The organism is Rhodococcus sp. C26F, from assembly GCF_053345925.1.
Genome location: NZ_JBKFBA010000010.1, coordinates 143,330 through 155,026, shown reverse-complemented (window position 1 = coordinate 155,026; position 11,697 = coordinate 143,330). Strand labels below are relative to the sequence as shown.

Sequence of the window (11,697 nt, the reverse complement as noted above, 5' to 3'; positions counted from 1 at the left end):
CGCGACTCGAAGATCGACTCGCTGTACGAGGGCACCACCGCCATCCAGGCGCAGGACTTCTTCTTCCGGAAGATCGCCCGCGACCGCGGTGTGGCACTGGCCCACGTCGCCGGTGAGATCAAGAAGTTCGTCGAGCGCGACGACGCCGACCAGCGCCTGAAGAAGGAGCGCACGCTCCTGGCCACCGCCCTCGGCGAGACCCAGACGATGGTCGCCACGCTCACCCAGTACCTCATGGGTGCGCAGGAGCAGCCCACCGAGCTGTACAAGGTCGGCCTCGGTTCGGTCCGCTTCCTCGAGGCGTTCGGCGACCTGATGATCGGCTGGCTGCTGCTCGAGCACGCCGAGATCGCGCTCTCCGCGCTCGACGCCGGCGTCGACGCCTCGGACAAGGCGTTCTACGAGGGCAAGGTCGCGGCCGCGTCCTTCTTCGCCAAGAACGTCCTGCCGGAGCTGAGCGTCGCGCGTCAGATCATCACCGACGTCGACCTCGACATCATGGAGCTCGACGAAGCGGCGTTCTGATCGAACCGCTCACGGCGGTAGCGCGATAGACGAGACCGACGTTGTGCGCGATTTCCCCACGGATTTCGCACACGACGTCGGTCTCGTCGTTTCGGGAGCACCGCGAGAAGGCCCCCCGCATCACCGCACCCCTGCGCCCCTTCGCGGGACGCGCTCCCGACGCCACGCCCGAGGAAGCGGACGCCTTGCGCCGCGCCCTGCTCGAGCGCGACGAACCGAGCGCCGAACTGGTGCGGGCCATCCGGCGCGACCGCACCGTCACCCTCGCGCAGTTCCGGACCGCACTGGCCGAGGGCATCGACGCCGTCCCCGACGCCCCTCCCGTGCTCGGAAGTACTTCGAGATGCTCGAGGACACCCCCGCTGGGTCGATCGCGACAGGATCGCCCTCGGCGCCCGCACGCTGCGCAGAGTCGGCTCCGACGCCGGCGACGTCCTCGCCTACGGCTCGCTGCTCGGCGGATACAACAACTCCGGCCCACTGCCGGTGCTGACGTCGTCCGGTCGCCTCACCGGTGAGCGCACCCGCCGGCGCATCGCCGAGACGGGGACGTGGTGGAACGGGTGCGTCGCCGACGGCGGTCTCGAACGATTCGGCGAGGGATTCAAGCTCTCGGTGCACGTGCGGCTGATGCACGCCTTCGTCGACTATCACCACGAGCACGACGGCGGGTGGGACACCGAGTTCCGCGGACTACCGGTCAACCAGTTCGACCAGGCCGGCACGCTGGGCCTGTTCTCGATCACCTTCCTGCTCCACACCCGCGTCCTGGGTGTGCGGCGAGAAACAACTGCGCGACGCACAGCTCCGCATCCTCGACGGCGAGATCCCCGACGTGGTGCCGCTTCCGGAGTGACGAAACAAAAGGAGGTTGTGTGCGTGTTCCTTCACCGGAACCGCACACAACCTCCCCGAAGTTTCGAGGACGTCCGCTACTCCTCTTCGGTTCCACCCGCTGCAGGTGCCTCGACTGCCGGCGCTTCGGCCGCAGGCGATTCGGGTGCGGGCGCCGGTGCGTCCTCGGCCTCGGCGTCCTCCGCTCCGGTGTCGCCGGAGGTCGCGTCGTCGCTGCCACCCGAGGGCTCGTCGCTCGGTTCCGGTTCGGGGCTGATGCACTTCACGATCGGGACCGGGTCGTACCGGACCGTGCGGGTCGCGTTCGAGATCTGCGCGCCCGTCCGTGCGTCGGTGACGATCCGGGTGTCGGTGACGGTGAAGCCCTGCGCGCCGCTCGACGGAATGCAGGCCGAACCGGCGGGCAACGTGATCGTGTTGGGCGAGGTGAAGTTCGTGCGGTTGCCGGTGACCGACTGGACGTCGACGGTCTTGGTGCCCCAGATGCGCACCGTGATGTCCGAGCTCGTGCCGATCGTCTGGATCAGGACGCCCGTGTCGAACGGGTTGCGGAACTTCAGGTCGATGGCGCCGTCGTAGATCGTGGCCTCGCGGGCCGCCGGGTACCGGGAGATGTAGTAACTGTGCTCGGTGTGCTCGACGTCCTCCATCCCGGCGAAGTAGGTCGCGTTGTAGAGGGTGGTCGCGAGCTGGCTGATGCCACCGCCCACGGCCTTACCGGGACGTCCGGCCTCGATGATGCCCGACTCGATGTACCCCTGCGCCGCACCGCGCGGACCGGTGTAGTCGTTGAAGGAGAAGGTCTCCCCCGGCTTCACGATGGCGCCGTTGATCTCCTGCGCGGCCAGCCGGATGTTGACGCCGGAAGCGTATTCGAAGCCGCTGGTGGTGAACTCCGAGACCACTTCCTTGATGCCGAGCTTCTCGGCGCCTTCGGTGGTGAGTTCGGGTTCGGCCTTCCTGTACACCGCGTCGGTGCTGCGGTCGCCCTCTTCCTTCAGCAGGTCGGGCAACCTCTCGAGGGTGACGGGCCAGTCGACCATCTCGCCGGTCTCGCTGGGCACGATCGTCGGACGACCACCGTCGAGGACGATCCGCGCATCCTTCGGTTCGGTCTCCGACGGGGCGAGCTGCGGCGCCAGGATGCCGATCGCGGCCTCGGTGTTGTACTGCGGTTCGAGTCCGCCCGAACCGTCCGGCACGAACGACAGGACGGCGCCCACCGCATCGCGCGGCAGCACACCGACGGCCCCGTCGAGTCCCCGGACGACCAGATCCTGTGCCACGGCCGGAACGGCGACCTCCGCCAGCGCCCGGTCGAGGCCCTCGCGGGTGACGGTGACGTCGACGCTCTCGACGGGCAGCGAGACATCACCGTACGGCCAGCGCTCGGCGAAGACGTCGCCCGCGACTGCGACGTCGAGCTGCTGGCCGGGCTGCGGCGTCACCGGAACGGGTGTGCCGTCCTCGAAGACGATGTTGCCCTCGCGCGGTTCGTGCGCGGCGGCAGCGGCGGCCTTCTCGATGGCTGCGGACAGGGCGACCTCGTCGCGTGTGGAGACCACACCGACCTCGTCGTTCCCGAAGAACGACGCGAGTCGCGTGAACGGATTGAGCGGCTGCGAACCCACCTGGTCGAGGGTCGCGGGCCAGTCGATCCCGATTCCGGCCTCCGAGGGCACGATCTGCCCCTGGGTGTCGCCGGCGGTGACGTCGACGGGCATATCGAGACGCGGCGTCAGTTGCTCGGCGAGTTCGGCCTCGGCCGCATCGAGCGACATGCCGCCGATCTCGACACCTGCGACGGTGACACCGCGCGGCACCTTGCCCGACGACAACGCCAGATCGGCCACGTAGAACATGGCGAGCAGTGCGACGACGCCACCGACGACGAGCGCGATCGTGCGCCGGGGCAGATTCGACCCGGACCTGCCCGGTTCGTCGCCGTCGCCGCCGGAACCTCCCGGTCCGCCCGTGGGCGGAGGAGTGACAGGAGGCGGTCCCTGCGGCGGCGGACCCGCCTGCATCTGCTGGGTCGGCTGGTCGCCCTGCGGTGGGTGGGCGGCCGAGGGCATCGCCGTCGACGTGGGTGGGACGGGAGCCCCCGCCTGTTCGGGACCGGGCTGTGCCGGGTTCTGTTCCCCCTGCGAACGGAGGAGCCGATCGGTGGCGGCGGACGATCCGGCACCCGGCGCCCGGTTCCCCGGCGCGACGACCGGGATGACCGCGGTGGGCGCCTCCGAGGGGTGGACGTTCTCGGTCGGGGGTTCGTCCGCACCGGTGGGAGCCGCCTGGTTCGTGCCATCGGCTCGGACCTCTGTGGGAGCCTGCGGGGCAGCCAGGGCTTCCGTCTTCGGCTCTCCGACCTGCGTCTTCGCCGGTCCGCTCGCTTCCGGCGTCTCGGCGGCTGTCGGCTGCGGGGCCTCGGCCTGCGGCTCGGTCACATCACTCGCCTGCGACTCGGTGACACTGCTCGCCTGCGACTCGGTGACACTGCTCGCCTTCGCCTCGGCCACCTCCCGGTGAGGATCGACCGCTTCGAAACGCTCGGTAGGAGCCGACGCACCCTCGGCCTCGCGAGCCGACTCCGCCGTCGAACCGACGTTCTCGGTTCGTGCGTCGTCGTGCTCGTGAGGGGACTCGTCGGTCCCGTTGCTGCCGCTCACCCGGATCCCTTCGCAAAGCTGGGCGCGCCGTCGAATTCGCGCGCCGACTACCTGGTTTCAAGGGTAGTGCCCCAGCTTCGGGCGGCTGCGCCCGGAATGCGAAGACCCCGCGTTGCTACCAGGTCGGGGGTCAGGCAGCAGCGCGGGGTCGCTGGGTCTATCGCTGTCCGTCGCGGAGCGTTACACACCGAACGGAACTTTTTCTCTCAACGACTTCCGAGGGGTATCGATCAGGCCTCGAGAATCGCCGTCACACCCTGTCCACCTGCGGCGCAGATGGAGATCAGACCGCGGACGGGCTTGCCGGTCTCCTGCTTCTTCTCGTGCAGCATCTTGGCCAGCGAGGCCACGATCCGGCCGCCGGTCGCGGCGAACGGGTGGCCGGCCGCGAGCGACGAGCCGTTGACGTTGAGCTTGCTGCGGTCGATCGAGCCCAGCGGGGCGTCGAGGCCCAGCTTGCCCTTGCAGTACTCCTCCGATTCGAACGCCTGGAGGGTGGCGAGCACCACGGAAGCGAACGCCTCGTGGATCTCGTAGAAGTCGAAATCCTGCAGGGTCAGGCCGTTGCGCTGCAGCAGACGCGGGATGGCGTAGGTGGGCGCCATGAGCAGCCCGTCGCCACCGTGGATGTAGTCGACCGCGGCGGTCTCGGAGTCGACGAGGTAGGCGAGCACGGGGAGCTTGCGCTCGGCGGCCCACTCCTCGCTCGCCAGCAACGCGGCCGACGCGCCGTCGGTGAGCGGCGTCGAGTTGCCGGCGGTCATGGTGGCGTCGCCCAGCTTGGTGCCGAAGACCGGCTTCAGCGTCGACAGCTTCTCGACCGACGAGTCGGGACGCAGGTTGTCGTCGCGGGTCAGCCCGAGGAACGGGGTGACGAGGTCGTCGAAGAAGCCCCGGTCGTAGGCGGCGGCCATGTTGCGGTGGCTCGCCACGGCCAGTTCGTCCTGCGCCTCGCGGGAGACCCCGAATTCCTTGGCGGTGATCGCGGCGTGCTCACCCATCGACAGGCCGGTGCGCGGCTCGCCGTTGCGCGGGATCTCGATGCCGAGCATCGACGGGCGGACGTTGCCGAGCAGCTTGACCCGGTCGGCCGTGGTTCGGGCCCGGTTCAGGGAGAGCAGGAACTCGCGGAGCTGGTTGTTCACGGCGATCGGGGCGTCGGAGGTGGTGTCGACGCCGCCGCCGATACCCGCCTCGATCCGTCCGGCGGCGATGGCGTCGCCGACCGCGATGATCGACTGCAGGCCGGTGCCGCAGGCCTGTTGCAGATCCCAGGCCGGGGTGTAGGGGCTCAGCGCGCTGCCGAGCACGCTCTCGCGGACGAGGTTGAAGTCGCGGGCGTGCTTGAGGACCGCACCGCCGACGACGGCACCGAGGCGCTCACCCTGCAGGTTGAAGCGGCCGACGAGACCGTCGAGAGTGGCGGTGAACATGTCCTGGTTGGACGCGCGGGCGTACTTGCGGTCGGACCGGGCGAACGGGATCCGGTTGCCTCCGAGAACGGCGACACGGCGCTGCTGCGTGGAACGGGCTTTGGTGGTCACTGGTGTCTCCCGGTTTCGGACGGATTCGAATTCTGGCTACTATTCTTACTCACGGGTAAGTTTGTTGTCGAACACTGCACCGACGACCGAATCGAAGAAGGTGGAATCGTGGCCGAAGCCAAGGGCGCACCCAAGCTCTACGCCCAGCTCATCTCGTCCGCACCCGGAGCGTTCCTCGCCAAGCAGTTCGGTCTGCCACAGCCCGAGAAGCTCCGGCGCTACCAGCCCGGCGAGCCCCCGCTCCCCGGCCCCGTCCTGCTCGGCGGCAACGGCCGCCTGGTCGAACCGATCCGCAACCTCCTGAGCGACTACACGTTCGCCGAGCCGTCCGACACGAAGTTCGGCGCACTCGTCTTCGACGCTACCGGCATCACCGACCCCGCGGGCCTCGAACAGCTCTTCACGTTCTTCCAGCCCACCCTGCGCAATCTCGCCCCGAGCGGTCGCGTCGTCGTCCTCGGCACCACGCCCGAGGAGGCCGGGTCGGTCGACGAGCGCATCGCCCAGCGCGCCCTCGAGGGCTTCACGCGCAGCGTCGGCAAGGAACTGCGTCGCGGTGCCACCGTGCAGCTCGTCTACGTCTCCCCGAAGGCCGCGACCGGCCTGTCCGGTGTGGAGTCGACGCTGCGCTTCCTTCTCTCGGCGAAGTCGGCCTTCGTCGACGCCCAGGTGATCCGCATCGGTGAGGGCGACGCCACCGCCCCCGAGTCCTGGGACCGTCCGCTCGCCGGCAAGGTCGCGGTCGTCACCGGCGCGGCCCGCGGCATCGGCGCGACGATCGCCGAGGTCCTCGCCCGCGACGGCGCGACCGTCGTCGCTGCCGACGTCCCCGCGGCCGGCGATGCTCTGACCCAGACCGCCAACAAGGTCGGCGGCACCGCGTTCGCGCTCGACGTCACCGCCCCCGACGCCGGTGAGAAGCTCGCCGCTCACCTGCTCGAGCGTCACGGCGGCGCCGACATCATCGTCCACAATGCCGGCATCACCCGCGACAAGCTGCTCGTCAACATGGACGCCGCTCGCTGGAACGCCGTGATGGGCGTGAATCTGATCGCCCCGCAGAAGATCACCGACGTGCTCGTCGAGAAGGGCGCGCTGAAGGAGGGTGGCCGGGTCATCGACGTGTCGTCGATCGCCGGTATCGCCGGTAACCGCGGCCAGACCAACTACGGCGCCTCGAAGGCCGGTGTCATCGGCCTCGTCCAGGCGACCAGCGAGGCGCTCGCCGACAAGAAGATCACCGTCAACGCCGTCGCTCCGGGCTTCATCGAGACCGCCATGACGGCCGCGATCCCGGTTGCCACCCGCGAGGCCGGCCGCCTGATGAGCTCGCTGCAGCAGGGCGGCGAGACCGTCGACGTCGCCGAGACCGTCGCGTGGTTCGCGAATCCCGCGTCGAGCGCCGTGACCGGGCAGGTCGTGCGCGTGTGCGGCCAGTCCATGCTGGGGGCCTAGATGGCACGGATCGAACTGTCCTCGCTGCCGTCGACCTTCGACATCTACAGCCGGGCCGTGCTCGGGGCACTGCCCGTCGTGGGTGCGTCGGGCGACAGCCTGCCCGACGACGTCCTGGTCCTGCGGTCGCTGAAGGTCGATCCCGACGATCTCGCCGAGTACACCAAGGTGTGCGGGTTGCGGTTCGGCGACAGCCTGCCGCTGACCTATCCGTTCATCCTCACGTTCCCGCTCGTGATGAAACTGATGGTGTCGAAGGGCTTTCCGTTCGCCGCCGTCGGTTCGGTGCACGCCGAGAACGTGATCGAGCAGTTCCGGCCGATCTCGGTCACCGAGCCGCTCGACATCGCGGTGCACGCGGAGAACATGCGCGAACACCGTAAAGGCCTGCTCGTCGATCTCGTCAGCGAGGTCAACGTCGGACGCGAGCTGGTGTGGCGGCAGACGTCGACCTTCCTGCACCAGCAGCGCACGTCGCTGTCGGGTCAGCCCAAGCCGGAGCCGAAGGAGGAGGAGATCCCCCCGGTCCCCACCTCCACACTGCGGGTCGACCAGAAGGTCATCGACCGCTATGCGGCGGTCTCCGGTGACCGCAACCCGATCCACGTGTCGACCCTGGGCGCCAAGGCCTTCGGATTCCCGAAGACCATCGCCCACGGCATGTGGAGCGCGGCGGCCACCCTCTCGGCCGTCGAGGGACGGATCCCCGGCAAGGTGACCTACGCGGTGCGGTTCGGGAAGCCGGTGCTGTTGCCGTCGTCGCTGAGCCTGTACGCGCAGCACGTCGCCGACGGATGGGATCTGGCGCTGCGGCATCCGAAGAAGCAGTACCCGCACCTGACCGCCACGCTGCGGTAGGGCGGGGAACCACCGAGATTTCGGGCGGGGCGGGACGCGATGGGGGCATTCCGCCCCGCCCGAACCCTCGTGTGGTGAATATTCTTGTGGCCGAGGTGTTCCCGATGGGACAGGTCAGTGCATCTGATCGGAGCGCTTGCGTCCCGCGAGACCGCGCCACGCGAGGTTCTCGAGCAGATCCGCTGCCTGCTGCACATCGATCTCACCGCCGGCGATGCGGTCGGCGACGGCCTCACCGGCACCGACGAGCGCGACGGCCATGATCGTGAAGTTCGTGTCGGGTTCCGGATCGCGCGTGCTCGATTCGAGCAGGTGCGCGGTGAGTTCGATCAGCCGGTCGCGGCTGCCCTGCACCTGGGGCGCGAAGGCCTGCTGCGACAGCGCCTGACGATAGAGGACCATCCACGACGGCCGGTGCTCGTCGACGAAGCCGAGGAACGACTCGAGCGCGACCCGCAGTTGTTCACGCGGGGCGAGGGTGGGGTCGCCCGCCGGTGTGAGTGCCTCGACGAACCGCTGCCCTTCGCGGGCGATGCACGCCGCGAACAACTCGTCCTTCGACCCGTAGTACAGGTAGAGCATCGGCTTGGAGATCGACGCCCGCGCCGCAATGGCGTCCATGGATGTGTTGTGGAAACCGTGCTCGGAGAACACTTCGACGGCAGCGTCCAGCATCTGTTGCTCGCGGACCGCACGCGGCAGTCGCTTGGTTCCGCCCGCCATGACTCCTCCCGGACTCCTCGAATGAAGTTCTTACTCTACGGTAGGAAGCCTGCGGTCGAAGCAACCTGCGACATTTCAGCAGTCCAGAGCGCCCTTCGCGCGTGTCACGGTCCGTACCGACTCGTCGACCCATTCCGGTGAGAGCGTGCCCTCCGCGACGACCTGCTCGAGATGGTCGAGCACGGCGGGCACCTCGTCGGTGGTCAGCCACAGTGCCTGGTTCACGCCCGCCACCATCGCGGCCTCGACGGCCTCGGTGATGCCGTAGGTGTCGGTGATCGCGCGCATCCCCGACAGATCGTCGGTGAAGATCACGCCACCGAAGGCGGGGCCGCCGTAGGCACCCGAGCGGAGCAGGTCCACCGCTGCCGGGCTGATGCTCGCGGGCAGCCCGCCGGTCAGACCCGGCACGTCGAGGTGGCCGAGCATGACGCCCACCTCGGGCGAGACCAGGCTGCGGTACGGCACGAGATCGCTCTGCTGCAGTTGCTCGATCGGCGGGGTGGTCACGGCACCGGTGTGCGAATCACCGGAGGCCGAGCCGTGTCCCGGGAAGTGCTTGAGCACCGGCATGATTCCCGCGTCGATCAGTCCCCGCGCATAGGCGCCGGCGTACTGCGTGACGACCTCGGGATCGTCGGAGAACGAGCGGTCGCCGATGACGGAGTCGTCGGGCTGGCTGCTCACGTCGACGTCCGGCGCGAAGTCGACCGTGATGCCCAGCGACTTCAGTTCCTGTCCACGTTCGAACGCCATTCGGTAGGTCTCGTCGACCGTCATCGTCTGCGCCGTCACCCGCGCGGACGGATCGGGCCCGAACAGGTCGCCCACGCGCGACACGCGGCCGCCCTCCTCGTCGATCGTGACCATGAGCGGCAATGCGCTCTGCGCGGCCACCTGCGGCACGAGACCGTCGGTGAGCATCGACGCGTCGGTCCAGCTGCCGATGAAGATGCCACCGATCTGCTCGGATTCGACGACGGCCTGCGCGTCGGCGGCTCCGGTGACCCCGACGTTGAGCAACTGGGCGAGCTTCTGCCGCAGCGTCAACCGGGCGAGCAGATCGTCGCCGCAGGTCGCCGACGTCGCGGCCGCGGTCGCCTCGGTGGTCGTGGCGGTCGCGGTGGTGGACGAGGCGGTCGCGGTGTTGGACGAGGCGGGCGCCAGGCTCGACGTCGTCTCGACCGGGTCGTCGCCGCCCGAATCGGACGAACCGCATCCCGCGGTGGTGAGGGCGACCGCGAGCACGGCGGCGACAGTGTGACGGATCCGCATGGTGCCGACGGTAGCGGACGAACCTCGAGGACCCACAGCTCGAACCTCCCCCGGGGACGCTCCGGCGGGTTAAGGTGCACCCGAGCATCCGAATCCGACCCAGGGGGTACGCGGTGGGCGCAGATCTGATCCTCATCGCCTACGACGGTTCCGAGAACTCGAAGCGTGCCGTGCAGTATGCGGGTCGTTTCCTCGAGTCGTGCCGTGCCGTCGTCGTCACCGCCTGGGAGCCGATGGTCCGGCAGGCCGCCCGCATGTCCGGCCTGTCCGGTGTCATGCAACCCGACTGGGTGCCCGACGAGGACAGCGAGGACGTCGCCCTGTCCGACGCGCGCATCACCAACGACGAGGGGCTCGAGATGGCCCGCTCGGTGGGTCTGCACGCCGAGGGCCGCACCGTCGAGGTCGTCAACGCGGTGTGGTCGGCGATCATCGAGGCCGCCGACGAGCTGGACGTCGACATCATCGTCACCGGCACCCGCGGCACCACCGGTCTGCGGTCCCTGTTGCAGTCGTCGGTGGCCGATCACGTGCTCCGGCACAGTCACCGGCCGGTCCTGATCGTGCCGCCGGGTCGCTGACGCCCCGTACCGGGTCACCGGCGCCGGGTACAGGCAGGGATATTGTCGATCCACCATGGACGGATTCCTGCTCTCGCGCGCCGAACGCTCGGTGCACGCCACCGGCACCCGCCGGTTCTTCGACGACGTCCACTCCGCCACGCAGGCACTCCGCAGCGGCAAGGCGACGATCGTCGTCGGTGCACTGCCGTTCTCGCGGCACCGTCCGGTGGCCCTCGCGCAGCCCGACGACGTCGAGATCCTCGACGGCCCGTGGCAGGCCCCGCCCGACCTGTCGGACCTGCCGCCGGTGCGGATCTCCGCCGAACTGCCGCTGCCCCGCGTACACGTCGAGCGGGTGCGCCGGCTCGTGGAGCAGATGTCCCTCGGGGAGATGGAGAAGGTCGTCGCCGCCCGGCGGGTCGCGCTCGAGGCCGACGAACCGCTCGACCCGCTCGCTCTCGTAGCCCGCATGATCGAACGCCATCCCGACGCGGCGACGTACGCGCTGGACCTGAGCGCGGCGGGCGAACGCTATTGGGGTCACACGCTGGTCGGCGCGACCCCCGAACTGCTCGTGAGCCGGCGCGGCGACACCGTCACGTGCCGTCCCCTCGCCGGGACCGCCGCACGCCGGGCCGATCCGGCCGAGGACCGCCGCGCCGGTGAGGACCTGCTGACCTCGGACAAGAACCTCACCGAGCACGGTTACGTCGTCGACTGGATCCGCACGCGGCTGGCCCCGCTGTGCAGCGACCTCGACATCCCCGACAAGCCCGAGCTCACCGCGACACCCGATGTCTGGCATCTCGCCACGCCGATCACCGGCACCCTCCGCGACCCCGACACCGACGCGCTCACCCTCGCCCACGTCCTGCACCCCACCCCGGCCGTGGCGGGCACCCCCACCGAGGCCGCGCTGGACGTCATCTCCCGGGTCGAGGGCGACCGGCGCTTCTACGGCGGCGCGGTGGGCTGGTGCGACGAACAAGGCGACGGCGACTGGTTCGTCGCCATCCGGTGCGCGGAGCTCAGTTCCGACGGCCGACGCGCCGTGGCCTGGGCAGGAGGCGGCATCGTGGCCGATTCCGACCCCCTCGCCGAACTCGACGAGACCACCGCGAAACTGCGTACGCTGCTCGGCGCACTGGGCGTGTAGCGCACCGCGGCGACGGTGAAGATCGACTCGGAGGCTCGCACCGTCCGCCACCGCCTTCCGGGGTGATAGTTTGGCGC

Annotated in this window: 9 protein-coding genes; 5 read left to right on the top strand and 4 right to left on the bottom strand. The window is 69.4% G+C overall.

The features are described 5' to 3' along the window. On the top strand, positions 1 to 525 hold a 525-nt coding region (locus ACLBYD_RS14080), incomplete at its 5' end, for an acyl-CoA dehydrogenase (RefSeq protein ID WP_447816922.1). Between the two features lie 932 nt (positions 526 to 1,457). Here the strand turns inward: ACLBYD_RS14080 and ACLBYD_RS14075 are convergent. Together ACLBYD_RS14075 and ACLBYD_RS14070 are read right to left on the bottom strand one after the other, a co-directional pair. Continuing rightward, the gene (locus tag ACLBYD_RS14075; protein WP_447816921.1) at positions 1,458 to 4,046 is read right to left on the bottom strand and encodes a VanW family protein; all 2,589 of its coding nucleotides are present in this window, start codon (positions 4,044 to 4,046) and stop codon (positions 1,458 to 1,460) included. 230 nt (positions 4,047 to 4,276) lie between these two features. After that, the gene (locus ACLBYD_RS14070; RefSeq protein WP_006552665.1) at positions 4,277 to 5,590 is read right to left on the bottom strand and encodes an acetyl-CoA C-acetyltransferase; all 1,314 of its coding nucleotides are present in this window, start codon (positions 5,588 to 5,590) and stop codon (positions 4,277 to 4,279) included. A 108-nt stretch (positions 5,591 to 5,698) separates the two neighbouring features. On the opposite strand from ACLBYD_RS14070, the gene ACLBYD_RS14065 reads away from it, so the two are divergent. Continuing rightward, positions 5,699 to 7,045, top strand: coding sequence for a 3-oxoacyl-ACP reductase (locus ACLBYD_RS14065; protein WP_447816920.1), 1,347 nt, complete (start codon positions 5,699 to 5,701; stop codon positions 7,043 to 7,045). Then, complete coding sequence (locus ACLBYD_RS14060; protein WP_006552667.1) at positions 7,046 to 7,903, top strand: MaoC/PaaZ C-terminal domain-containing protein; 858 nt, start codon at positions 7,046 to 7,048, stop codon at positions 7,901 to 7,903. It abuts the gene before it with no gap. Positions 7,904 to 8,017: 114 nt separating this feature from the next. On the opposite strand, the gene ACLBYD_RS14055 is transcribed toward ACLBYD_RS14060, so the two are convergent. Together ACLBYD_RS14055 and ACLBYD_RS14050 are read right to left on the bottom strand one after the other, a co-directional pair. After that, positions 8,018 to 8,626 carry a TetR/AcrR family transcriptional regulator gene (locus ACLBYD_RS14055; protein ID WP_006552668.1) on the bottom strand — a complete coding sequence of 203 codons (609 nt, stop codon included), beginning with the start codon at positions 8,624 to 8,626 and terminating at the stop codon, positions 8,018 to 8,020. A gap of 75 nt (positions 8,627 to 8,701) precedes the next feature. After that, positions 8,702 to 9,901: a glycoside hydrolase family 3 N-terminal domain-containing protein gene (locus ACLBYD_RS14050; RefSeq protein ID WP_447816919.1), complete on the bottom strand. Its 1,200-nt coding sequence runs from the start codon at positions 9,899 to 9,901 to the stop codon at positions 8,702 to 8,704. A gap of 113 nt (positions 9,902 to 10,014) precedes the next feature. On the opposite strand from ACLBYD_RS14050, the gene ACLBYD_RS14045 reads away from it, so the two are divergent. Next, the gene (locus ACLBYD_RS14045; protein WP_019290888.1) at positions 10,015 to 10,482 is read left to right on the top strand and encodes a universal stress protein; all 468 of its coding nucleotides are present in this window, start codon (positions 10,015 to 10,017) and stop codon (positions 10,480 to 10,482) included. A gap of 55 nt (positions 10,483 to 10,537) precedes the next feature. Beyond that, on the top strand, positions 10,538 to 11,620 hold the full coding sequence (locus tag ACLBYD_RS14040; RefSeq protein WP_447816918.1) for an isochorismate synthase: 1,083 nt from the start codon (positions 10,538 to 10,540) through the stop codon (positions 11,618 to 11,620). The last annotated feature ends 77 nt before the right edge of the window (positions 11,621 to 11,697 follow it).